Origin of the sequence: Hymenobacter jejuensis (genome assembly GCF_006337165.1) — a bacterium.
In the GTDB taxonomy this organism is placed as follows: Bacteria; Bacteroidota; Bacteroidia; order Cytophagales; family Hymenobacteraceae; genus Hymenobacter; species Hymenobacter jejuensis.
In genome coordinates this window covers 1,387,075-1,411,666 of record NZ_CP040896.1, presented here as the reverse complement: position 1 = coordinate 1,411,666, position 24,592 = coordinate 1,387,075, and the positions used below count along the sequence as shown (strand labels likewise).

21 protein-coding genes are annotated in these 24,592 nt (G+C 57.0%); 17 read left to right on the top strand and 4 right to left on the bottom strand.

Going from position 1 to position 24,592, the window contains the following annotated elements:
- Positions 1–89: 89 nt before the first annotated feature.
- Positions 90–515, top strand: a complete 426-nt coding sequence (locus FHG12_RS05650) for a cytochrome c maturation protein CcmE domain-containing protein (RefSeq protein ID WP_139514806.1) — start codon at positions 90–92, stop codon at positions 513–515.
- 86 nt (positions 516–601) lie between these two features.
- Positions 602–3,205, top strand: a complete 2,604-nt coding sequence (ccsA, locus tag FHG12_RS05645; protein WP_139514805.1) for a cytochrome c biogenesis protein CcsA — start codon at positions 602–604, stop codon at positions 3,203–3,205.
- Between the two features lie 80 nt (positions 3,206–3,285).
- Here the strand turns inward: ccsA and FHG12_RS05640 are convergent, their stop codons facing one another.
- On the bottom strand, positions 3,286–6,015 hold the full coding sequence (locus FHG12_RS05640; protein ID WP_139514804.1) for a T9SS-dependent choice-of-anchor J family protein: 2,730 nt from the start codon (positions 6,013–6,015) through the stop codon (positions 3,286–3,288).
- Between the two features lie 147 nt (positions 6,016–6,162).
- Between FHG12_RS05640 and FHG12_RS05635 the strand changes: the two genes are divergently transcribed.
- The 8 genes from FHG12_RS05635 (at position 6,163) to FHG12_RS05600 (ending at position 12,547) form a co-directional block, all read left to right on the top strand.
- Positions 6,163–7,017, top strand: coding sequence for a Rossmann-like and DUF2520 domain-containing protein (locus FHG12_RS05635; RefSeq protein ID WP_139514803.1), 855 nt, complete (start codon positions 6,163–6,165; stop codon positions 7,015–7,017).
- 66 nt (positions 7,018–7,083) lie between these two features.
- A complete protein-coding gene (locus tag FHG12_RS05630) occupies positions 7,084–7,413 on the top strand; it encodes a 2Fe-2S iron-sulfur cluster-binding protein (RefSeq protein WP_139514802.1) in 330 nt (109 codons plus the stop codon).
- Positions 7,414–7,511: 98 nt separating this feature from the next.
- Positions 7,512–7,748 carry a Fe-S cluster assembly protein IscX gene (gene iscX, locus FHG12_RS05625; protein WP_139514801.1) on the top strand — a complete coding sequence of 79 codons (237 nt, stop codon included), beginning with the start codon at positions 7,512–7,514 and terminating at the stop codon, positions 7,746–7,748.
- Between the two features lie 127 nt (positions 7,749–7,875).
- Entirely contained in the window at positions 7,876–8,379 is a 504-nt protein-coding gene (locus FHG12_RS05620; protein WP_139514800.1) for a KdsC family phosphatase, read from the top strand.
- A gap of 134 nt (positions 8,380–8,513) precedes the next feature.
- Complete coding sequence (locus tag FHG12_RS05615) at positions 8,514–8,708, top strand: cold-shock protein (RefSeq protein ID WP_139514799.1); 195 nt, start codon at positions 8,514–8,516, stop codon at positions 8,706–8,708.
- Positions 8,709–8,852: 144 nt separating this feature from the next.
- Positions 8,853–9,764, top strand: coding sequence for a geranylgeranylglycerol-phosphate geranylgeranyltransferase (locus tag FHG12_RS05610; RefSeq protein ID WP_139514798.1), 912 nt, complete (start codon positions 8,853–8,855; stop codon positions 9,762–9,764).
- 116 nt (positions 9,765–9,880) lie between these two features.
- A complete protein-coding gene (locus FHG12_RS05605; protein WP_139514797.1) occupies positions 9,881–11,098 on the top strand; it encodes a BamA/TamA family outer membrane protein in 1,218 nt (405 codons plus the stop codon).
- 237 nt (positions 11,099–11,335) lie between these two features.
- Positions 11,336–12,547, top strand: a complete 1,212-nt coding sequence (locus tag FHG12_RS05600) for a glycosyltransferase (RefSeq protein WP_139514796.1) — start codon at positions 11,336–11,338, stop codon at positions 12,545–12,547.
- Here the strand turns inward: FHG12_RS05600 and FHG12_RS05595 are convergent.
- Genes FHG12_RS05595 through FHG12_RS05585 form a run of 3 tightly spaced genes read right to left on the bottom strand, consistent with a single transcriptional unit; the run spans position 12,544 to position 15,081 of the window.
- Entirely contained in the window at positions 12,544–13,143 is a 600-nt protein-coding gene (locus FHG12_RS05595) for a class I SAM-dependent DNA methyltransferase (RefSeq protein WP_139514795.1), read from the bottom strand. The genes FHG12_RS05600 and FHG12_RS05595 overlap by 4 nt on opposite strands.
- A gap of 20 nt (positions 13,144–13,163) precedes the next feature.
- Entirely contained in the window at positions 13,164–13,913 is a 750-nt protein-coding gene (locus tag FHG12_RS05590; protein ID WP_139514794.1) for a PIG-L deacetylase family protein, read from the bottom strand.
- The gene (locus tag FHG12_RS05585; RefSeq protein ID WP_230471305.1) at positions 13,906–15,081 is read right to left on the bottom strand and encodes an acyl-CoA dehydrogenase; all 1,176 of its coding nucleotides are present in this window, start codon (positions 15,079–15,081) and stop codon (positions 13,906–13,908) included. Before FHG12_RS05585 ends, FHG12_RS05590 begins: the two co-directional genes overlap by 8 nt.
- A 261-nt stretch (positions 15,082–15,342) precedes the next feature.
- Here FHG12_RS05585 and purH point away from each other — a divergent pair, with 261 nt between their 5' ends.
- The 7 genes from purH to FHG12_RS05550 all read left to right on the top strand — a co-directional run bounded on the left by purH (position 15,343) and on the right by FHG12_RS05550 (position 24,568).
- Entirely contained in the window at positions 15,343–16,878 is a 1,536-nt protein-coding gene (gene purH / locus FHG12_RS05580; protein WP_139514793.1) for a bifunctional phosphoribosylaminoimidazolecarboxamide formyltransferase/IMP cyclohydrolase, read from the top strand.
- A 378-nt stretch (positions 16,879–17,256) separates the two neighbouring features.
- Complete coding sequence (locus tag FHG12_RS05575; RefSeq protein WP_139514792.1) at positions 17,257–18,282, top strand: rod shape-determining protein; 1,026 nt, start codon at positions 17,257–17,259, stop codon at positions 18,280–18,282.
- 134 nt (positions 18,283–18,416) lie between these two features.
- The gene (gene mreC / locus FHG12_RS05570; protein WP_139514791.1) at positions 18,417–19,343 is read left to right on the top strand and encodes a rod shape-determining protein MreC; all 927 of its coding nucleotides are present in this window, start codon (positions 18,417–18,419) and stop codon (positions 19,341–19,343) included.
- Entirely contained in the window at positions 19,340–19,867 is a 528-nt protein-coding gene (locus FHG12_RS05565; protein ID WP_139514790.1) for a hypothetical protein, read from the top strand. The genes mreC and FHG12_RS05565 overlap by 4 nt, the downstream gene beginning before the upstream one ends.
- A 212-nt stretch (positions 19,868–20,079) precedes the next feature.
- Complete coding sequence (gene mrdA / locus FHG12_RS05560) at positions 20,080–21,918, top strand: penicillin-binding protein 2 (protein ID WP_139514789.1); 1,839 nt, start codon at positions 20,080–20,082, stop codon at positions 21,916–21,918.
- A gap of 2 nt (positions 21,919–21,920) precedes the next feature.
- Positions 21,921–23,216, top strand: a complete 1,296-nt coding sequence (rodA, locus tag FHG12_RS05555) for a rod shape-determining protein RodA (RefSeq protein WP_139514788.1) — start codon at positions 21,921–21,923, stop codon at positions 23,214–23,216.
- An 11-nt stretch (positions 23,217–23,227) separates the two neighbouring features.
- The gene (locus tag FHG12_RS05550) at positions 23,228–24,568 is read left to right on the top strand and encodes a hypothetical protein (RefSeq protein ID WP_139514787.1); all 1,341 of its coding nucleotides are present in this window, start codon (positions 23,228–23,230) and stop codon (positions 24,566–24,568) included.
- Positions 24,569–24,592: the final 24 nt, after the last annotated feature.

Here is a 24,592-nt window from a genome sequence, read left to right as displayed (position 1 = left end):
AAGTCCGACGGATTTTTCGGGCCGATTTGGTTGTTCAGAACAGCCGGCTACAACGATGCCGGCGCCGCGTTTTTCGCTGTACAAGCTCCATGAAAAAATCGCATATCCTCGTTTTGGCGGTCATTGCAGCCGCAATTGGTATCATTCTCAGCACCGCTGGCGACGTCAGCCAATACGTTTCTTTTAAAGAAGCCCGCGAATTAGCGGCGGAAGGCAGCCCGACCAAAGTGCACGTCGTCGGTCGCTTGCCCCGCGACGGGCAGCGGATTCTGGGCCTTGAGTACAACCCGACGCTTGATCCCAACTACTTCGCTTTCACGCTGGTAGATACCAATCGCATTGCGCAACGCGTGGTGTATTTCAACCCCAAGCCTCAGGATTTCGACAAATCCGAACAAATCGTGATCACCGGCTCCATGCGCAACAACGTATTCGTGGCCGACAAAATCCTGCTGAAGTGCCCGTCCAAGTACGTTGAGAAGGACATCAAAGGCGCGACGGCTTCAGTCAACTAGAAGAAAAGTCAGCACAACCCTGGCTGTTTGGAACATCAAGATCGGTTTCGAACAGTTAGTTGTATTTATTTAGTAATCAAGTACTTATGTTAAATACCTTCATCGGCGACTTCGGGCATCTGAGCATCATCGTGGCGTTTGTGGCGGCTACGGTGGCGGCGTATTCCTATTTCATGGCTGCCCGCAATCAGCCGCTGGGGGAAACCGACGCTTCTTGGTTGCGCATTGCGCGCGGAAGTTTCTTGCTGCACGGGGCGGCCGTGGTGTCGGTCATTACGTGCTTGTTCATCATTATTCACAGCCACCGGTACGAGTATTATTATGCCTGGAGCCACTCCAGCAACCACCTGCCGGTGTACTACATGATTTCCTGCTTCTGGGAAGGACAGGAGGGTTCCTTTCTGCTTTGGATTTTCTGGCACGTATGCTTGGGCCTGGCCATCATGCGCTTCAACCGCAAGTGGGAAGCGCCGGTGATGGCCGTTTTTGCCTTCGTACAGCTGTTTCTGACGTCTATGATTTTGGGGGTAGTGCTGCTGAACGTGAAGATTGGTTCATCGCCTTTCATTCTCCTGCGCGACTTCCTGACCGATCTGCCAGTCTTCAAGCTCAACCCGAATTTCGTTCCGAAAGATGGTACAGGCCTGAACCCGTTGCTCCAGAACTACTGGATGGTGATTCACCCGCCGACGCTGTTCTTGGGCTTTGCCCTGACGCTGGTGCCGTTTGCTTTCGCTATCGCCGGCCTCTGGAAAGGCGAGCTCACCAAGTGGGTGAAGCCCGCGTTGCCTTGGGCGCTGTTTGGCGGCCTGGTGCTGGGCGTGGGCATCATGATGGGCGCGTATTGGGCTTACGAGACGCTGAATTTCGGCGGCTACTGGAACTGGGACCCCGTTGAAAACGCCGTGTACATTCCATGGCTGGTGCTGGTGGCGTCCGTTCACGGCATGGTGCTGTGGCGCCGCAGCAAAACGGCGTTGCGTACCTCTTTTGTGTTGGTAATCACCACGTTCCTGTTGGTGCTCTACGCCACTTTCCTGACGCGCAGCGGTGTATTGGGCAATGCTTCCGTCCACTCGTTTACCGATTTGGGCCTTTCGGGCCAACTGATTGTCTACCTCGCCGCGTTTGTGGTGCTGGCTATCGGCTTGCTGTGGTATCGCTGGAAAGAAATCCCGATCACTGATAAAGAGCTCACCACTTACAACTCCGAGCTGTGGGTGTTTGTAGGTGCTACGGTGCTGTGCTTGGGCGCTTTTCAGGTGCTCGTAACTACCAGTATACCAGTATACAACGCTTTTCTGGGCTTTGTGGGCATTAAGTCCAACTTGGCACTGCCTGCCGACCAGATTGCGCACTATACCAAGTTCCAGCTGTGGATGGGCGTGCTGATCGCGCTGCTGTCGGGCATTGCACAGGTGATGTGGTGGCAGAAAAACGACAAGGAAAGCTTGACCAACTCCCTCACCGTGCCGGGTATCCTGACCCTGCTAGGCGCTTCGCTGATTATTCTATTGGTGCGTTACAACAAGCTGCAAATCAGCCCGGTATACATTGTGGTACTTACGGCTGGTTTGTTTGGGGTACTGGCCAACCTGAGCATGGTCCTGACGTTGGTGAAGCGGAAGGTGAGCCTGTCGGGCGGCGGGGTGGCCCACATCGGCATCGCGCTGATGCTGCTAGGTATCTTGGCGTCGGCTGGGTATTCCAACATCATCTCCAAGAACTCGTCGGGATTGCTGTATTCGCGTGAATTCACGGAAGAAATCAACCGTGACAACGTGCTGCTGTGGCGCAACGAATCGGCACCGATGGACGGCTACGACGTGAGCTATACCGGTCAGTATTTTGAAGTGCCCGGCCTGCCCGAGTACGTAAACAAAGAAGTGCTGTTCCGCACCGACGATGAGTATAAAGCCTTAGCCCGCGCCGATATCAAGCAAGGAGACAAGGTGTATTACAAAGCCGGCGACACACTCAATATCCTGCCCGAAAACACGTATTACCGCGTCGAATACAAAGACAAGAAAACCGGCGAAGCCTTTGTCTTGTATCCGCGGGCGCAGGCTAACGAGGAAATGGGCGGCCTTCTGGCTTCGCCTGACATCAAGAAATTTCTGACCCACGACATCTACTCACACATCGCCGCCACGCCCGACCCAAACAAGGAAAAGGACTGGAGCGAAGTGAAAGAGCACGTGCTGTCGGTGGGCGATACGCTGTTTGTTAACGATTATTTTGGCGTATTCCGCGGCGTAGAACCAGCGCACGAGACCGCAGGCTTGGGCCTGAAAAAAGGCGATCTGGCGATTCAGGCCGACTTTATGGTGTACGGCGAGAAAAAGCAATACCATGTGCACCCGGTGTTTGTAGTACGCAACCGCCTCATTGGCCGCGTACCGGACGAGGTAGAGGACATCGGTCTGCGCTTGAGCTTTGTCAACGTAGACCCCACCAAGGGCAAGTTCACGTTTGGAGTGAGCACCACACAGAAGGATTATATCATCCTGAAAGCCATGCAGAAGCCTTTCATCAACCTGCTGTGGAGCGGCACGTTGCTGATGGCAGTGGGCTTCGGAATGGCCATTGTGCGGCGTCGGCGCGAAGCCCGTGAAACCGTAGCTGCCATACCAGAACCAGCTACTGCCCGCAGGCCTCGCGCTTTGCGTCAGCCTGAGAAAGTAGCATAAGTAATTGATTGACAAATGTTTGCAATAAAAAAGCCGTGGCATATGCCACGGCTTTTTTATTGCTTAAGGACGTAAGGCTCTTATTTCTGCACCGCAATGCGCTTCACGGCCGTTTCGCCGTCAATGTCAAGCTTCAGGGTGTAGATGCCGGCTGCGAGTGCCGAAAGGTCCAGTTGGTCCTGTTTGCCGGTGAGCGTGCATGTGTACACGACTTGGCCCAGCGAGTTGACTACTGCTGCCTGCACCTTGCGGGCACTGGTAGCGCCTAGGTCGATAGTCAGGCGGCCCGTCGTTGGGTTCGGATACGCATTGATGGCCCGCGACAAAGCCGTATTTACAGACAGCACGGTGGGCGTAATGGCAATGTCGTCGATGGCAAGGAAGAAGGCGTCGCCGGGGCTAATGGCGTGGAAACCAATATAATACTGCCCGTTGGCGGTGGGGCGCAATGGTTGCGAATTCACCGCAGTGAAGGTTTGGGCCGCCAAGGTAGTGCTGGTGTATATGGTATTGGCCGCCGGCATGCCCGCCACCGTAGGCGAGGTACCATACCGGATTTCCAGGCCTTCGGGAATGGCTGGTCCGTTGTTGAAAGCCCCCACCCGGTACTTAAACGACACCGTGTATTGCTGAAGCGCGCTGAGGGAAAGCGCCGGCGTAAAGAACCAATCATCGGCCCCAATCGTGGGGTCTAGGCTATTGTAGCTGTACACAATGCTATTGGGCGTGCTAGGCGTGCTTTGTATTTGCGCCACTTCCCAGCCAAACTGATCATTATTGGCGTCTAGGACCGTAACACCGCAGGGGAGAGCCGGGGCGGTTCGGGCGTCGAAATTCTCGGCGTAGGGTACGGTGCTCGCGGCCTGACATGCCGTCGTGAGCGCATAAGGGCCGTTGTTGGCACTGGTACCGGCCGTGCCGCCACAGTTTTTGCGAACGTAAACGTCGTAGGTAGTGCCTGCCGTAAGACCGGGCAGAGCGATGGGCGAAGTAGTGCCCGCTACCGTTGTGCCCGTGCCAAGTGCAAAGCCTTTGGGTCCGTATTCTACTACGTAAGGTCCTGTACCACTGGTCGGTGTGAAATTGACCGCCGCGGAGGTTGCGGTGATGTTGCTCAGGCTCACATTAATGGGCGCACCGCAAGCCGGAGCTGCTCCGAACGTAACACCAAGAGCCAACTGAGCGCCCTCTAAGCCCACATCGCCAAACTCATCCCAGCCACCATTGTTGAGATCGTTGGCATAATAAGTCGCCTTCCGCAACGGGAATTCAATTTGATACCCGATGCCGCTGCTAGCGCCGGTTTGCTCCGCAATAGCCACATAAAAAGGGCTGTTAACCAAAACGTTAGGCACGGGTAGCGTTACTTCGCCGCCCGCGGCCGTGCGGGTTTGTACATCGGAAGTATAGAGAGTTTTGCCCGGCGTTCCGTTGGGGCCGGTTGCGTCGTAGAGCAAGAACCGGTACGCGGCCGTATTGCCCGCTACGTCCTTAAACCGCGCTGTGATGGCGCTTACCGTGGTGGGTTGGCTGATGACAAACTTCGCGGCTAGTTGGCCGCTTGCTGCCCCGTAGGTCAGGCCGCCTTGCAAATCCTTGGTTGGGTCGGTGTACAGGATCTGGTTGGTGGTAACGACCTGCGAGGTAGTAAGCTTGTTGTCACTGTTTTCGTCGTCGTTGGTGAGCGTTACAGTCAGCGTGTTGGTGCCGGGGTTCAACGTAGCCGGATACGGATCGAATACTACTTCGCGCACTTCGCCGCGGGCCAACGAGAACGTTTTGGAACTGGTGAAGGTATTGGCGCCGGTTACTTGGAGCGTAGCCGTAGCATTGGCGAAAGCCGCCGTGCCAAAGTTGATGACGGCCGCTTTCACCGTGTGGGGCAGCGCTTCGGGCGAAATCCGGCCTAACGTATAGATAGCCGTAATGCCACCGTCGCGGGGCAGGCCAGGCGTAAAGCGGTACGTGGTGCCGGCCGCTGGGCGGGTGCTCGCCCGGAAGTTGAAGCGGTTCTCATCCGGGCCGCTGTAGTTGCGGCCTAAGGCCGTAGCCTCGGTCCAGTCCTGGGCGGAAGACTTTTGCAGTACAACTGCTTGATTAGCAGCCTTTCCGGAACCCTTGATGCCGACGGCGGCCGCCTTGAAAAAGTCTTGGTTGGCGGCGATAGAAGCAGCAGTAGGCACATCGTACACAAACTCGATGACGTTGGTGCCCTCGTACAGCTTCGCCTGAAAAGAAAAGTTGGTGTATTTGGTCACCACCCCGTCGCGCGATTTGTCGCTCACATTCTTCCACTGGATCGTGCAGATGCGGTTGGGCGCGGTGCCCGTAGTCGCGACCCGGTATTCGGCTGGGCTGGCACCGGCCACCAAATCGACGTTGAAGGGCAGAAGCAGGTTGACATCGGCCGCATCGGCGCTGTTGAGTGGGCCGCCGCCGTAGTTCTCGGCACCGTTGAAATAGCTGGCAGCCGACGGATTCTGGCTGCCTAGGCGCAGGTAGCCGTTCGTGTTCAACACAAACTGCGTAAAAGCGGCGCCGTTGTAGTTGAAGGTGAAGCCAATGGGCTGTGCAGCCGAATTGGCGTCGTCGGTGCTAGTGGTGGTAATAGCTGTGCCCGTGGCGGCAAGATCGGTGTAAGTACCTTGCGCGATCTGGACGCTGTACTCATTGTAATTCAAATCCTGGGCTTGGGCCGTAAACGACCCCAATACCGTTGCGAGCAACGCCGTGAGCCCCGTTAATCGAAGGGCGCTCCACCAGCCGCTTTTCGCAGTTCGCAGAGCACCCGTAGCGTAAGTATGTTTCATGCCGAAAGAAAATAAGGTAAGTGAGAAATAAAGCGCTTTTGACAACTGTATAAAGACACAGTTTCTTACGGGAAGTTTGCAAAAGCTTCCTTTACAATGTCCTGATTTTTTTAGAAAAACTTCTAGTTGCCAAACTGGTCCGTTTGTATGCTGCCACTTCCTGCGCTCCCAACTGCTGCTGTTTCTTCTCCCAACGCGTTGCGCGTGGTGTTGCTGGGGGCGGGGCGGGTGGCCGCGCACCTAGCACCGGCGCTGGAGCAGGCAGGCCATCGGGTGGTGCACATTTGGAGTCGCTCGGCGGCTAGCGCTACCAGTTTGGCAGCACGCCTACACGGCGCAACGGCCGATACCGACCCCGATTTGCGGCACCTGGAGGCCGATGTTTTCGTGCTGGCCGTGCCCGATGCAGCCGTTGCGAATGTGTTGCAAGTGGCCCATTTTCCAATGAATGCGTTAGTGACACACACGGCCGGCGCGCTGCCACTGGACGTTTTTGCGGCGTATTCCGGGGTGCGGGGAGGTGTTTTCTACCCGCTGCAAACGTTCAGTCCTGGCCGCGCGGTAGCGTGGGAAACCGTGCCCTTGTGTATCGAAGCCGCTGAAGCGGTTGGCGAAGCCACGTTGCTTCGGCTGGCGCACAGCCTGAGCCACGACGTGCGGTTGGTGGCCACGCCCGCGCGCTTGGCGCTACACGTAGCGGCCGTGTTTGCCAGCAATTTCACCAATCATGTGCTGGGCATCAGCCACGCGCTGATGCAGGAAGCCGGCTTGCCTTTCGACTTGCTGGCGCCCTTGGTGCGCGAAACCACAGAAAAGGCGTTGGCCAACCCACCTTTTACCGTCCAGACGGGCCCGGCTGCCCGCCAGGATACGCCTACGCTGCACCGGCACGAGGCTGCGCTGGCGGCCCACCCACAATGGCAGGCTTTATACAAAGCCTTGACAATCAGCATTCAGCAACAAGCGCAAGCACCGGCTCGAAACAACGAAGACCCGAAGTAGCTTTGATTCGGGGGCGGGGGTGCCTACCTTCGTGCCCGCATTTAGCTTTGCTTAATAAGTCACGCCGTGAAAGCTGTCAATATCACCTTTAAGTTTCAGGACGGCCAGCCCGATCAGACGCACGTTGCGGCGCAGGGCGAATCGGTGCTGGACGTTGCCCTCAACAACGGAATACACTTGCAGCATAATTGCGGCGGCGTTTGCGGTTGCAGCACTTGCCACGTGTACGTGTTGCAGGGCGAAGACGACCTGCCCGAAATCAGCGATAAAGAAGAGGATTTCATCGATCGCGCCGTCAATCCGCGCATCAATTCCCGCCTTGGGTGCCAGTGCGTTGTGCAAGGCAACGAGGATCTGGTAATCTTGCTGCCCCCACAGGAGTTCTTGGGACATTAAGGCTTCTGTTATTCATAACCATTTGATTGTCAAATGGTTATGAATAATCGCATCAGCATCCAGTTAACGGCTAACCTACCACCTGATATTCCTACCCTATGAATCACTTTGAGCCTCCCATGAAGTGGAGCGACCACGAGGACATCGCCATGGCGCTTTACGAAAAATTTGGGGACGACTTCACGGAAAACAAAATCTACCGGATCCGTTTTACCGATTTGCTGGAATGGGTGCTCACACTGCCCAACTTCGAAGGCACCCGCGAACAAGCCACGGAAGGCCACCTCGAACAGATTCAGGCCAAGTGGGTTTATGAATGGCGCGATAATCAATAAGTGATTGATTATTAAGTAATTACAAATCTTCGTCGTTGCTGCCTGCGGGCGGCTACGATTGGCCAAAGCCTAACTGCCTCACGGATACGACTTTGGCTACGCTACCGGTTTCTTCTTATCTCTGGTGATGCCTGCCCCCCTTACCCCGCCTGACCTGTCCACCGTGCAAGCCTTCGTCCTCGATGTGGATGGCGTCCTGACCGACGGTACTTTATTGGCGCTGAACTCCGGCGAGCAAGCCCGTGCCTTTCATATTCGCGACGGGTATGCCATCCGGCATGCCTTGCGGAAGGGCTACCGCATCGTGGTCATTTCGGGGCGCGAGGAAGAAGGCGTGCGCAAGCGCTTGGAGTCGCTGGACGTGCTCGATATCTACCTGGGTGTCGACGACAAGATGAAGATCTTCAACACCTACATCAACGTGCATCGCCTCGACCCAGCGCACATCGCCTACATGGGCGACGACATGCCCGACATGGAGGTAATGCGTCGGTGCGCCGTGGCCGCTTGCCCCATCGATGCCGCCTCCGACGTGCTGGCCATCAGCAATTATGTAGCCACCAAAGGCGGCGGACAGGGTGCCGTACGCGAGCTGATTGAGGCGGTAATGAAAGCCCAGAAGACCTGGTAACCTGCCCGCGTAGTAGGCTGGACAACAGCACGTTTTCTCGGTTTTGTGCCCTTGTGAGCGTCCTGAGTGGGTTGTGATTTTCTAAAATCCCTCTATCTTTACCCACTCATCCATTCACCTTTTTTATTTTTTTCATGAAAACAGGAACCGTAAAATTCTTTAATGAGTCGAAGGGCTACGGCTTCATTACGGAAGACGGCACGAAGGAAGATTTCTTCGTCCACGTAACCGGTCTTAACGGGGGCCAAATTCAACAAAACGACCGCGTGGAGTTCGACACGCAGGAAGGCCGCAAAGGTGTTAACGCGGTGAATGTGAAGAAACTGTAGGTTCCTGCCTACTTACGTTTTTTTCTTGCTGAGAAAGCCTCTCCCCTTTGGAGAGGCTTTCTTTTTGGGCCTAATCTGGTGGGCAGGTAGCCTGATTACGCGCGCCGCCCTGCATCTTTGCCAATTGGTTTCTTTTACTCCGCCATGCCTTCCGCCGCCCTGCCTTCTGCTCAGTTGCCGCCTGTGGGTGGCGGTGGCAGCGATCGCCCGCTGTTGCGGCTGATTCGCTTTCCCAACCTCGTGCTGATGGCCTTGTGCCTGTGCTTGGTGCGGGCTTGTCTGCTGTTGCCCAACGAGCTGCTGAAGGCACTGCTAGCCCCCAGGTTTGGCTTGCTGGTAGTAGCGACGCTCAGTGTGGCGGCGGCGGGCTACATCATCAATGATTACTACGACGTCAAGATCGACGCCATCAACCGGCCCAGTCGCCTGGTAGTAGGGCGAGTGATCAATCGGCGGCATGCGATGCTGGCTCATCTCGTGCTTACGGGCATTGGCATAGCGGTCGCCGGCTTGCTGTCGCCGTTGCTGGGACTGGTGCATCTGGGCTCGGCGCTGCTGTTGTGGGGCTATTCAATTCGGTTTAAGCGCGTAGCGTTGGTCGGAAATGTAAGCATCGGCGCCCTCACGGCATCGCTGGTGCTGCTGCCCGAACTACAACTGCGCACCGGCAGCCCTACGGTGTGGGTATATGCGTTGGCTGCTTTTCTGCTAACAGTGGTGCGCGAAATCGTGAAGGATGTAGAAGACATGCGCGGCGATGCGCAACACGACTGCCGTACGCTGCCCATTGTGTGGGGCGTGGCCCGCACCAAGTGGGTAGCCGGCTTTTTCCTGCTCAGCTTGTTTCTGCTGCTGACGGGTACCATTTGGGAGGCCGCGCAAGATCGTCGGTGGCTCCTGGGGTTATGGCTGTGGCTTACTGTATGGGTGCCCTTGGGGTTGCTGGGACGGTATTTAGCCCACGCCGATCGCCGCCGCGATTTTTCGAGGTTGAGCAGCTGGTGCAAATGGATCATGCTGGCCGGCGTGCTGTCTATGCTGCTGGCAGGAGGCTAGCAAAACAGTTTGGCCGATTCTGCGTTAACAAGGCGGACAATAAAAATTGACTAAAAAGACGTTTATTTAGTACTTAGTCAGGGTTATTGCTCAGCTTTCTATCCCCAGCCCACTATATGCGTTTTCTCTACCCGTTGTCGGCACTGCTGCTGTTAGGCCAACTTGCATCTGCTCAATCGGTTACCACGCCTGTTTCTCCCGATTCAGCCGTTCGGGTGACTACTGTCGCGCCCGTTGTGGCCGTTACCCCGCCCGAGAAAGACAAAGACAAGAAGGAGAAGCCCAGCTTTATTCCGGTGCCGATTGCCTTCTACCAGCAGGAAACCGGCTTTGCAGGCGGCCTCGCCATTTTGCCAGTCTGGCGCTTCGGCACCGACACCACCGTGCGCAAGTCGAACGTCCGGTTGCTGGGCTGGATTTCGCAGAAAAAGCAAACCACACTGCAGCTTACCCACAACATCTTTACGCCGGAAGAAAAATTCTTTTTCTCGGGCGAGCTGAGTTATTACGACTTGGTTTTCAGCTACTACGGCCGCGGCAACGACACGCGCAAGAGCGACGAGGTCAAGATAAAGTACCCGCTTTTCGTGTTCGATGAGAAGGCATTGGCCAAAGTGGTACCCAACCTGTTTGTGGGCTTGCGCTACCGGCTTACCAACTTAGGCGACGTAAAATTAAAAGACCCGGTCGACCAAGGCAACAACCCCCTCAACGTGTATAACCGCTTAAGCTCGCAGGAGCGGAGCGGTGGAATTACATCTGGCCTCGGCCCGGCGCTCCTCTACGACGGCCGCGACAACGTGCTGGCTACGTACACCGGCAATTATGTGGATGCGCACATGCTGTTCAACGGGTCGGCGCTGGGCAGCGACTATAAGTTCACGCGTTACCAAGTGGATGCACGCCATTTCAACCCGCTGTTTGGCTCCAACAATACCATTTTGGCGCTGCAATTTTTGGGGCAATACCACTCGGGCAGTGTGCCTTTTCGCGAGCTGGGCGGCATGGGCGCCACGCTGGGCGGCTCGCTCTACAACAATACCTACCTGATGCGCGGCATTTACGAAGCCCGCTTCCGCGACCGCCAGTTCACCACATTTCAGGCCGAAATTCGCCAAAAGTTATTTTGGCGCTTCGACGGAGCCGCGTTTTTGGGCGTGGGGCAAGTGGGCTACAAGCTCTCCGATTATAGCTTCGACGGTACCAAGTTTGCCGGCGGCGTAGGTGCCCGCTTCCGCTTCAACCGCCGCGACCGACTCAACATTCGCCTCGACTACGGTGTGGGCTCAGGTGGCAACTCTGGAATCATCTTTGCAGTAGGAGAAGCCTTCTAAGTTATTGATAATTAATGTTTTGCAGAATGGCCCTTTCGAGCAGAAAGGGCCATTCTGCTTTTCAGGCCAAGTATGCTAGTGCTCAACTTACCGCCAGATGAGGAGCAGCGAAGCTCGACACTGTGCAGAAACTCCCAACAGGCTGCTAACGCGGGTAGCCGCCAAGCCTGATTAATTTATTATTTATTAGCACGGCAGTTGACACCCCGGCGCGGTAATCGGCGTATTAGCGAGTCAATGGAACCTGTTTTACCCCTGCGCTTTCAGGGTGGGGGCGAGCCGATGGCATCGGCTCCTCGCTTGTACATCGGCGCGCCACCCGCCTCACAACTGCTAGCCACGGTTATCATTCCGGCCAAAAACGAAGCGCGCCATCTCAAGCGCGCCTTGATGGCGTTGGCAGCCCAAACCGACCTGGACGGTGCTCCGTTCGACCGTCGTAGCTACGAAATCATTGTGCTGGCCAACAACTGCCGCGACCAAACGGCCGAGGTGGCCCGGCGCTTTGCGCGAACCAACCCGGATGTGGCGCTGCACGTGGTGGAACTGACGCTTCCGCCTGCCGAGGCGCACGTAGGCCGAGCCCGGCGCTTGCTAATGGACGAAGCGTATCGGCGGTTGGAGTTGCATAAATTGCCTAACTGCTTCATTGCCAGCACCGATGCCGATACCTGTGTGGCGCCGACATGGCTCGCTGCCACGCACGCGGAGCTGGCTGCCGGCGCCGATGCCGTGGGCGGCCGGATTCTGACCATTGCGGGTACTTGCCGGGCTTCGGTGGCAAGTCGGCGGCACCACCTGCGCGACGCCGTGTACCGGTTGCTGCGGGCGCGCCTCGAAAGCCTGATCGACCCGGACCCGGCTGATGCGTGGCCGCGCCATCAACAGCATTTTGGGGCCAGCTTTGCCATTACGCCGCAGGCGTACCGACAGGTAGGCGGACTGCCAGTCGTGCAATATTTGGAAGATGAAGCGCTCTATCAAGCCCTACGCCGCCACGATCTGCGCGTGCGCCATAGCCCGTTGGTGCGTGTACTTACCTCCGACCGCCAAACGGGGCGCGTCGCGGTAGGGCTTTCGTGGCAGTTGCGCCAATGGTCGCGTCTGCACCAACAACAGCGTGAGCCTCAGGTAGAAAGCGGAAAATGCTTGCTTCAGGAGTGGCAGACGCGCAGGCAGTTGCGCTCGCTTTGGGCTACCGTGCGCACGGCAGCCGTCGCCCCCCACAGACAAACCGTACGTGAGCTAAGCACATCCTTGGGCATTTCAGCCATAAAATTGGCCTTGCAACTCCCGCAAGCGGCTACGTTTGGGGCGCTTTGGAGCTGGGTAGCGGCCGAGCGCGCTACCGCTGGCCTGTGGGAAAAGCGCTGGCCACTGGTGCCACTACAACAGGCCTTGGACGAAGTACGCCAGCTCATTAGGCACTACGAGCGGCCAGTACGCTAACGCTTTTCAAACAAATCGAGCCGGTAGGTTTCGTAGCGCTGGCCGTGCAGGTGGCGTAAAGGGCCCGAAACAGTTGCTTGAGAAAGAAAAAAATCATGCACCTCGTCGCCCGTGAGCGGATAATCGTGCACGACGGGGGTCCAGTGTACGAGCAACAACTGGCCTCCCGGCGCCAAACGGTCCAGCAGGCCTGTGGCTACACGTTCCAAGTCGGGCAGGCTCCAGTAATAGCCAACTTCCGACAGCATGATCAGATCAAAAGCGCCGCCGTCCGGAAACTCGTTGGGCAGAAACATCAGCCGAAATTCGACCTGCGGCAAGTTGGCGCACCGGGCGCGGGCGCGCTCCAAAGGCGCCTCCGCTACGTCTACGGCCAATAAGTAGTCGCAGCGCGTTGCTAGTTGCTCGGTCAGGACGCCCAACGAGCAGCCCACTTCAAAAGCCCGCCCGTAGCGAGGCCGGGGCAAAGCGGCCAGCGTAGTCGCATATTTTTCGTGCTCGTACGGGCTGGTCTCAAATTTCCACGGGTCGGCGTTGGCCTGATAAACTCCGGCAAAATAGTCGGGCGGCAGGGTATTGGGCTGATCCTTATTCATTTTATATAAATGTCTTATAATCAATAGTTTGTGTATTCGAGGTATACCTCGGTGGGCTGGGCAAAATGCGCCAACATCTGCGGAGCCAGCTGAAATCCCGTTGGGTCGTCGTCGATTAGGTTGGTGAGCTGGGAGCGATGCGCGGCAATGGCTTTTTGTTTTTGCGCCAGCACCGGCTCAATGCCGATACGCCATCCCTCCACTTCCCCGGTCTGGGGCAACTCGTGCGGGGCCGCCCGTTCCCAGGCCCACACCACGTATTCCAGTAGGCGCGGCGCGTTGGGCAACGCCGCCAGCGCCGCCCGCACAAGCTGGCTGGTTGCCCGATGGTCAGGGTGCGGATCGCGGCGCCAGGGCACCAGCACTGTGGCCGGGGCAGTAGCTGTAAAGAAGGAAATAAGCTGCAAAACGGCTTCTGCAAAGCCCGGTACCTGCAAGCCCGGCACAGCGCCATCGGGCAAGCGCATCAGAAGCTTGTGTTCGGGGGCAATGCCTAGTAAATCAAGCGCTTCCTGAAATTCTGCTTCGCGCAACGATCGGCGGGCGGTGGGCGGAAATTTCTGTGAGTTGGGATGCGACATCGTGCCATCGCTCACCAGCACGGCACTCACCGGCACTTGCTCGGCTCTCAACAACGCCAACAAGCCCCCACACCCCAGCGATTCATCGTCGGGGTGGGGTGCCACCACCACCGTAGGACCAAGCGTTTGGGCAAAAGCGGATTCTCTGATGGGTAGGGCCTTGAAGCTAATGGGCTGAGGATTAGTCATTCCAGAGGGCATGAGCAGGGATGTTTGCCTCGGAAAGCACAAAGCGGCCGGCGTCGGCGATAGCAGCATCCGGAGCGGGCTGGCGCAGATAATGGGTCAGGTCGCGGTGCAAGCGCTCAAAGGGCAACGGGCGCAGCAGACCGCGGGCACCTACGCAGCGCTCGGCCAATTGCAGCACCCGCAAACAAATGTCTTCGATGGCCGTGCGGGTGAGGTTGGCATAGGCAACGGTGGCTTCTGGCTCTGCGATAGCGGCGGGCCGGGAAGCGTGTTCGGCGGCACTGCGTAGCCACTGGTTGCCGCTCTCGACCAACAGGGCCAACTCCCCCAACCGCATGCGCTGGTACGGGTCGTCGGTGCGGTGCAGCTGATTTAAAAAGAGGCGGGTTTCATCAAATACGGCCTCGGCGCCCCCCAACTGCACGGCGGCAAACCGAATGGCACCGCCGCTAAACCACGGCTGGCGGTAATAATCGCCGGGCTGGCCCAGCAGATCCTCGGCGTTGAGTTCTAACCCCGTAAAATCGACTTTAAAGCTGGCGGTAGCCCGCATGCCCAAAGGCCGCCAAAATGATTTGTCGAGCACCGGCGACTGTTGGTCGGCCGGCAACACAACCATCTGCCAGCCGCCGTCGGGCAGGGCTCCCGTAATCAGAGGCCGCGTGACGTGCCCGGCGCCGGAGCCAAAGGTTTTGCTGCCGTGCATCCGGTAGCGCCCGTCCGCCAGCGGCTCGAGCCGGACGCCGTCGTGCGCTTCCGTGTTCCAAACCCCAAACAGATGTCCCGCTTCGGCATCGGCGGCCCAACGCGCCAGTTGTTCCGGTTGGCCAAACCGCTGGACTAGCTGCAGCGCATTGACATGCCCCTCGTACACACGCCCCACCGCCAGATTGCCGCGCCCAATGTGCTTGAGAGTACGCAGCGAAAAATACAGGAGGTTGTCGTATAAATAATTGATATTCAATGATTTGTGCAAAGGTGCAGCCAATAGTCCTGCTTCGCGCAGCCAGTTCAGCTCTTCGCTCGGAAAACCGCCTTCATAGTCAGAATGAATAGCATGAGCAGCTAGGCGCGGCGCGAGCTGGGCGGCTGCCATTTCCGGACAGAGCGGCGGCAGCGCATCGACCGGGGGCGCGGTCGGGGGCGAAGGTTGTGAGGCAATTGACATACATTTCTTTCAACTTGAAAAGGAAGCCGAAGGTTGACCCTATGCCTTACTTACGTCAGAAGTAGAGCCTAAAGCGGTGTGAAATCGACTTATGAGTGCAGCTAAATCCGCAATCCGGGGCGTGTGCCGACGGAAAACCAAGTTCATGGTATCCGAGAGAAGAGCCCGCGCGTAACAATTCGGTAATACAGGCCATTGGGGCCACGGCGCCGGGCAAGCTACCTTCGTGCCGTCATTTGTTCAGCCTAACTTCTTTTGACCATGCAGCCTCAAGCCATTCGCTCCGCCCTCGTTTCCGTGTATTACAAAGACCGATTAGAGCCGTTGGTAGCGCTGCTGAAGGAGCACGGCGTACAGCTGTATTCGACGGGCGGCACGCAGAAATTTCTGGAAGAGCAGGGCGCCGAAGTAACGGCCGTGGAGAGCCTGACGGGTTTCCCGGCGGTGTTTGGCGGCCGAGTTAAAACGCTGCACCCCAAAGTGTTTGGCGGAATTTTGCAGCGCCGCCACGAAGCCAGCGATGCGCAAGAAGCCGCACAGCACGAGATTCCGCCCATCGACCTAGTAATCGTGGATTTGTATCCGTTTGAGGAAACCGTAGCCTCCGGCGCCGGGGAAGCAGACGTAATCGAAAAGATTGACATCGGCGGCATCTCGTTGCTGCGCGCCGCCGCCAAAAATTATCGCGACGTGCTTGTGGTCAGTGGCCGCGACCAGTACGAAGCGGTTACCGAGTTGCTCCGCACCAAAAACGGCGCCACCGACCTGGAAGACCGGCGGCAGTATGCGGCGGCGGCGTTTGAGGCCACGTCGCATTACGACACCCAGATTTTTCAGTACATGAGCCAGGGTACCGCCCTGGCAGGTACAACCCTGAAAGTAAGTCAGAAGCCGGCCACGCCGCTGCGCTACGGCGAAAACCCGCACCAAGCCGGCACGTTCTACGGCGACTTGAGTGCGCTCTTCGAGCAGCTGCACGGTAAGCAATTGAGCTACAATAACTTAGTGGATGTAGATGCGGCCGTAGCTCTGATGGCCGAATTTGAAGATGAGCAGCCTGCCTGCGCCATTCTAAAGCACACTAACGCCTGCGGGGTGGCTCAGGCCGCTTCGGTGCGCGAGGCGTATGTGAACGCGCTGGCCTGCGATCCGGTGTCGGCGTTTGGCGGTGTGATCATCTTCAACAAGCCCATTGACGAGCCCACGGCGCAGGAGCTGAACAAGTTGTTCTTTGAAGTGCTGATTGCGCCGGAATTCGACGCGGCCGCCCTGCCGATTCTGCAAAGCAAGAAAAACCGCATCCTGCTCCGCCAGAAGCCCGTGGAGTTCCCGCGGAAGCAAATCAAAACGCTGCTCAACGGCATCATCGAGCAGGACTTCGACCGCCAGACCGAAACGGCCGCTGATTTTAAAGTTGTGACCCAATCGGCCCCAACGGCTGAGGAAACGGAGGCGCTGGTGTTTGCAGCCAAAGTTTGCAAGCACACCAAGAGCAATACCATTGTGCTGGCGCGGCCGGGCCAGCTGCTGGCTTCGGGCGTGGGCCAAACCTCCCGCGTCGACGCCTTAAAGCAGGCCATTGAGAAAGCGCGGGCGTTTGGTTTCGACCTAAATGGCGCCGTAATGGCCTCCGATGCCTTCTTTCCCTTCCCCGATTGCGTGGAAATTGCGGCCGAAGCCGGCATCAGGGCCGTGGTGCAGCCCGGTGGCTCCATCAAAGACCAAGACAGCATCGCCGCCTGCGACCGTTTGGGCCTGGCCATGGTCATGACCGGGGTGCGGCACTTCAAGCACTAAGCAAAATAAAAGCACCTTTTTAGCTACTCCGTGCGAGTCGATTCGCGCTTCTAGGTGTTACCTTGCTGAAAGCACAGCAAGCCCCGTTGTCACCGCAATTCTGGCCGACAACGGGGCTTGCTGTATCCGCAAGTTGGAGCTTTGTTCAGGCCTGTTTTGGTCGCGTTTGCGCACGCCTTCTTTCGCCCAAAGGGCCAAAAGAAGGCTCCAACAGTTGAGTTTGCCACACAATGTTATAGGCAACTTCTTCGTTAACCGGCCTCATCAACCTTCGCCTGTCGCGTGCGACAGACGGTGGTGCTTCGGTGAAACTTCCGTACTTTTGCCGCACTTTTTCCGGGCGCAACCCGCCCATTATCTTCTCTTTGCCGTTACTCAATGGGTTTCTTCAACTTCCTTACCAGCGACATTGCCATAGACCTGGGCACGGCCAATACGCTCATCATTCACAACGACAACATCGTGGTGGACGAGCCGAGCATCATCGCAAAAGATCGGACTACCAATAAAGTGATTGCCGTGGGTCGGCAGGCGCAGCAAATGCACGAAAAAACCCACGACAACATCCGTACCATTCGGCCGCTCAAAGACGGTGTAATCGCCGACTTCCACGCCGCTGAGGAAATGATCAAAGGCATGATCCGGATGATCGACACCCGGCGCCGCCTGTTTCAGCCTTCGCACCGCATGGTCATCTGCATTCCGTCGGGCATCACGGAAGTAGAAAAGCGCGCCGTTCGTGACTCCGCCGAGCACGCCGGAGCCAAGGAAGTCTGGATGATTCAGGAGCCCATGGCCGCCGCAATCGGCATTGGCATCGACGTGGAGCAGCCCATCGGCTCGATGATCATCGACATCGGCGGCGGTACTACCGAAATTGCGGTTATCGCCCTGTCGGGTATTGTGTGCGACCAGTCAATCAAGACGGCCGGCGACGTGTTCAACCAAGACATTCTCGATTACATGCGCCGCCAGCACAACCTGCTGATTGGCGAACGCTCGGCCGAGCGCATCAAAATCGAAGTAGGCGCCGCCCTCACCGAGCTCGAAATCACGCCGCCCGACTTTGAAGTCCGCGGCCGCGATTTGATGACGGGCATCCCGAAAGTGATCAAAGTAACGTCTTCCGAAATCGCCATTGCCCTCGATAAGTCGGTGGCCAAGATCGAAGAAGCCGTGTTGAAAGCGTTGGAAATCAGCCCACCCGAGTTGTCAGCCGACATCTACGAAAACGGCATTCATCTGACGGGCGGCGGCGCTTTGCTGCGGGGCCTCGACAAGCGCTTGGCCGTCAAGACCAAGCTACCGATTCACATTGCTGAAGATCCGTTGCGCGCCGTAGTGCGCGGCACCGGCGCGGCCATCAAAAACATTGCGGCCTTCAAGAGCGTGCTCTTGACCTAGATCAGCCTTCTCATTTTTCAATTGACAGTGACCAGTGGTTGTTTTGTAAATGCTTGATAATCAAATAGTTGTAGACTGTTGATGATCTGGTCTTTCAAAATATTGCTTTCTGCCTGTTTCCTGTTGATTGAAAAATGAGAAATCTCTTTGCTTTCCTCTTCCGCTACCGGGGCATCCTGGTGTTCGGGCTGCTGGAAGTACTGAGCCTGTACCTCCTGATTCGCAACAGTGCGTATCAGCGGGCCGCCTTTTTCAATTCGGCCAATTCCTATGTGGGCCAGGTGCTGGACGTGCGGACCCGCATCTACGACTACTTTCGCCTCGTGGACGTTAACCGCGGCTTGGTGGCGGAAAACGCTTTGCTGCGCCAGCAACTCTACCGTTCCGATCTGTCGAACCGCGTGGCCGACTCGTTGCCCGTCAGCAAAGACAGCGTGACGCAGGCGCGCCTGCATGTGCTGGGCCACCCCGACTCGCTACTACTGGGGTTGCGTCCGTTGCCGGCCCACGACCCGGATTATCCACTGATTCCGGCCCGAGTTATCAACAATTCGCTTCGAAATGTGGATAACTACATCACTCTTAATGTGGGCAGCCGCGACGGGGTAAAGAACGGGATGGGTGTTGTGGCGGCGGCCGGGGTAGTGGGCCGCATCAAAGTGACGAGCGAACACTACGCCACGGCTACTTCGTTGCTGCACTCCAAAACCCTTATTTCGGCTAAAATTCAGCGCGACGGCACGCAGGGCGCCATCAAATGGCTGGGCGACGACCCGACCCACGCCTTGCTCGACAACATCCCGCGCCAGAACAAGCTCGTGCGCGGCGATACCATCGTGACGTCGGGTTTCAACGCGGTATTCCCCGAAGGGATTTTGATCGGCACCATCGACTCTTTTGTGAAGGAGCCCGACAAGAACTTCTGGACGGTGCGCGTGCGCTTGGCGGTCAATTTTTCCAACCTGACTTACGTGTACGTGGTCAGCAGCCGGCCCAAAGCCGAACGCGATACCATAGAGACGAGAGCAGGCATGAAACCGGAAGAGGAGGATCGGCCATGAGAGGAGCGGGCGTATTGCTAATCACCGTGTTGCGGTTTGCGTTTTATGTGGCCCTGCACGTGCTGGTCGTGAGCAAGCTGGTGCTGTTCGATCTGGGTTGGTGCTTTTTTTACCTGGGGTTTCTGTTGTTTTTGCCCATCAGCACCCCCATTGTGGTGCAGCTGCTGCTCGGGTTTGTGCTGGGCTTCACCATGGATTTGTTTTACGACACGGGAGGCGTGCATGCCGCCGCCGCCGTACTGCTGACGTATCTGCGCCCGTGGGTACTGCGCTTGCTCACGCCCCGCGACGGCTACGACGCCACCGACTCGGTCAACATCCACCAGATGGGCTGGCAATGGTTCATGGTGTATCTGTCGCTGCTCGTGGTGCTGCACCACACCGCTTTTTTCCTGCTGGAGCTGGGTAGCTTGCGCAGCATCGGGCTCACATTGGGCAAAATCGTGGTCAGCTCGCTCTTCACCGGCCTCACGCTGCTGATTGTGCAGTTGGTGTTCTTTCCCAGCCGCCGTCGCGGGCGGTAAAGAACGTAATTTATTGATTATAAGATATTTATAATTTGCTCGGTTGCGGGAAATCCCTTTGTAGCTAAGCCGTTCAGCGAGGAATTTTTTGGATTTCTGGCGTGCATTTTTACGGAGTAATTGGTGTTCAGCATGGAGGAGACGCTTAGGGCGTTGTACCTTTGCAAATCCGTTCGCCGGACCGGAAGCCAATACCAATCAGATTCATCGCTTTGCAATACCTCGAAGGTCGCAAGTACGTAGTTCAGGCCATTTTCCTGACCGTCGCGCTGGTGTTTGCGGCTCGCCTTTTCTACATCCAAGTGCTCGACGGTAGCTACAAGCTGGCCGCCGACCGAAATACGCTGCAACGGTTGGTGCAGGTGCCGTATCGCGGCCTTATCTACGACCGCAAGGGCCAATTGCTTGTGCAAAATACGCCTGTGTACGACCTGATGGTGGTGCCGCGCGAAGTCAAGCAGCTCGATTCGGCGCGTTTCTGCCAATTGCTGCAATTGCCGCTCGAAGAGTTGCGCGCTTCTATGAAGGCCGCCAAAGCTTTTTCGCGCGTGAAGGCCTCGCCGCTCGTGCAAAACCTAAGCACGCCGGAGCTGGCCGCTATTCAGGACAATCTTATTGATTTTCCGGGCTTTAGCATCAAAGCGCGCATGGCCCGCTCGTACCAGACCCAGAATCTGGCGCACGCGCTGGGCTACGTGGGCTCCATTCCGCCGACCTTCCTGGAAAAGCCAAAGTACGCGAAGTACTCGCCCGGCGATTTCCTCGGAATTTCCGGGCTGGAATCTTTCTACGAACCCATTCTGATGGGGCGTCGGGGCGTGCAGTACCGCATGGTCAACGTCCGCGGCATCGAGAAAGGCGCTTTCCGCGGCGGCGAATTCGATACGCTGTCGGTAGCGGGCCAAGACCTGCATACCAGCATCGACATCGACTTACAGAAGTACGGCGAAGAGTTGATGGCCGGTAAGCGCGGCTCAATTGTAGCGCTCGACCCCAAAACCGGCGAGATTCTGGCCTTCGTTTCCTCTCCGACCTTCGAGCCGGCGATGCTCAGCGGCAAAGGCATGGGCAACCGCTACATGGACCTGCTCAACAACCCCGAGCGTCCGCTCATCGACCGGCCATTAACTGCCTCTTACTCACCGGGTTCTGTATTTAAACTAGTCAATGAGCTGGTGGCCCTGCAAATGGGCGTAGTCACGCCGCAAACGGGTTTCGACTGCAACTGGAAACTAGTGCGCTGCACGCACCGGCACGAGCCACCGCGCAACCTGAGCGTGGCCATCAAAAACAGTTGCAACCCGTATTTCTACCAAGTGATGCGGACCGCATTGCTGCGCGGCCGCTCGCGCAACGCCCGCGAAGATGTGCGGTTGGGGCTTTCGGAGTGGCGCCGACAGGTGATGTCGTTTGGTTTGGGCGACAAGTTGGGCGTGGATCTGCTGAACGAGCGCAAAGGCTTGATTCCATCGTCCGACTTCTACGACAAGCGCTACGGCCTGCATCGCTGGAACTTCCGCACGATTTATTCGCTCTCAATCGGGCAGGGCGAAATGCAGGTGACGGGTCTGCAAATGGCTAATATTCTGGCGACTATCGCCAACCGCGGCTATTATTACACGCCGCATTTTGTGCGCGGCATTGGCAACGGTGGCCCGCTGCCCGAGTACCGCGAGCGGCACTACACCAGCGTCGATCAGCGCCATTTTGAAGACATCATTCCCGGCATGCAGGAAGTAGTCGACGGCCGCAACGGCACGGGCAACCTGGCCAGCCTGGCGCAGTTTGGCATTTCGGTAGCCGGCAAAACCGGCACCGTGCAGAACCCGCACGGCTACGACCACGCCACATTTGCAGCCTTTGCGCCCGTCGAAGATCCCAAAATAGCCATTGCAGTCTTCATCGAAAATGCCGGTTTTGGCGGCACTTCGGCGGCTCCTATGGCGGCGCTGATGATGGAAAAATACCTACGCGGCAACGTTGCTCCTTACCGGAAGCGGTGGGAAGAATGGGTAATGCGGCCCGCAGAAAGTTTTATCAGAACACATTAGTAATGGCTTCATTACCAGCGCGTTATAGCCGAAGTATTGACTGGGTTACCGTCGGGCTTTACGTCCTGCTGGTCGGGCTGGGCTGGCTGAATGTGTACGCCGCCAGCTACTCGCCCGACGCACCCGCTAACCCCCTGAGCCACTTGAGCTTTGGCGAGCTGATGGCGTTCAACTGGTTCAAGCAGATCCTGTGGATCGGCACGGCTGTCGTGCTGATCGTGGTGCTGGTCGTGATTGATTACAAAGCTTACGACACGTTTGCCTACGTACTCTACGGGGGCATGATTTTGTTGCTCATTGCTACGCTGTTCATTGCGCGTCCCATCGCGGGTTCGCGCTCGTGGCTGGAACTGGGGCCAATTCGTCTGCAACCGGCTGAGTTTGCCAAGTTTACCACGGCGCTGGCCGTTTCGCAGTTTATGGCCGGCATCAACTTGCGGCAGCAAAATTGGCGCGATCAGCTCACGCTGGCCGGCCTGACGCTGCTGCCGCCGCTGCTCATCATCGCGTCCAACGAAACGGGGCAGGCGCTGGTGTTCGGAGCGTTTCTGCTGGCGTATTTTCGCGAGGGCATGTCGCCGCTCATCCTCCTGATTATTGCCGCTGCCGGCATTATTCTGGTATTGGCCCTGCTCGTTCCAAAGCTCTGGTTATTAGGTGCTTTCACCGTGATTTTGGCATTGGTCCTGGCGCTCAATACGCGGGTGCTCCGCCACCATTTGCCGCTGGCCATTTCCATTTGGGCGCTGGTAATAGGGATGGTATTTGGCGTTGATTTCTTCTTCAATAATGTATTGCAGCCGCACCAGCGCAAGCGCATTGAGGTGCTCCTCAACCCCTCGGCCGACCCGCTGGGCGTGGGCTGGAACGTTACGCAATCCAAGATTGCCATTGGTTCGGGCGGTTTCGTGGGCAAGGGCTTCCTGCAAGGCACCCAAACCAAATTCGACTTTGTGCCCGAACAAAGCACCGATTTCATCTTCTGCACGGTGGGCGAGGAGTGGGGGTGGGCCGGCACACTGGTCACGATCGGGCTGTTTATGACGTTGCTGGTCAGAATAATCTATGTGGCTGAGCGTCAGAAATCTGTGTTTGGGCGAACGTACGGCTACTGCGTAGCCAGCATCATCTTCTTTCACTTCGCCGTCAACATCGGCATGACCATCGGGTTGGCGCCGGTGGTAGGCATTCCGCTGCCTTTTTTTAGCTACGGTGGCTCGTCGTTGTGGTCCTTTACAACGCTGCTGTTTATTTTGCTGGCCATCGACGCGTACCGCAAGCAAGACTTGGTTCGCTAGCCCAAAGCGTAATGCTCAGCCCCTCCTTCGCCGACCAACGTCTGCCCGCAGTGCCCCGTTGGTTTTGGCTGGCGTTGGGGGTGTTACACGGAGCTTTCTTCTTATATCAGGTTTATAATCAGTACTATATATTTCCGGATACTGATCGCTACCTGACGGCGGCTACCAACCTTCGGCAAGCTGGTGAACTGTACGCGCTGCCGCTCTCCGAGCCCCGGCACCCGCAGGAATACACCATCCGGCCGCCGGGCTACCCGTTGTTCCTGCTGGCTTTGGGAGGCACTTCTGAAGGTTTTCCCTGGGTAGTGTTGTTGGTGCAGAACCTGCTGAGCTTCTTCAACTTAAGCCTGATAGCGCTCTGCCTACGCCGCCACCAACCAAAGCCTTGGAACTGGGGGGCATTATTAGCCCTAATTGCTACTTACCCCGCACAGTTTATCTACGCCAACGTGCTCATGAGTGAGTTGCTGCTGCAAACCTGTGTGGTGGTACTCTGGTATTGCGCGTGGGCTTACAGCGAACGGCAAAAGCCGCATTACTTGCTCGGCGCCGCACTGGCCTTGACGGCGGCTATGCTTACCAAACCCGTTTTTTACCCGTTCTGCGGGGTTTTTTTGTTCATTAGCGCCGTAGTCGCTTGGCGTATGCGCCGTTTGGTGCTGTTGGCATGTGGCCTGCTGCCACTGCTGGCGGCACTGCTTTTTCAGGGCTGGAATTACCAACGCACCGGGTATTTTCATTTTTCCAGCATTGCCGAAATTAACCTGTTGCGTTACAATGTACGCGGGGTATTGCAGCAAACCGAAGGCGTGGATTCCGCAGAACGTTTTGTACGTGAAGTAGTTATGAAAGCAAACGAATTGCCCTCTTTTGCTGCACAGCAGCGCTACATCACGGCGCAAAGCTGGTCGGTATTGGCCCGTTACCCGTTGGTAGCCGTTCGGTTGCATATGCAAGGAACGCTCAACTGCTTCCTCGACCCCGGCCGCTTCGACTGGGTGCATTTTTTGGGGCTCTCTAGCCAGTCCGACGCGGGTTTGTTGGCCAAGTTGCATGCCAAAGGCTATGCTGCCATCTGGCAGTATGCGCGCCAAATGCCTGTTGCGCTGCTGGTTGCGTTCTTGGTAATCGCGATAGCCAATGGCTTGCGGTTGGTACTGTTGGGCCGGTTCCTGCTTTCTAGGTCTTACGCATGGCCCTTGCGGCTAGTGGTAGCCGTATTGGTGTTCTATGTGGTATTTCTTACCGGGCCGTTGGGTGCAGCCCGGTTTCTGGTGCCGGTCTTTCCATTAATAGCCTTGAGCGCAACTCTCGGGCTTCTTCAGCGATCCATTAAATCACCTGCTGTGTAAGTGTATGATAATAAAACACTTACG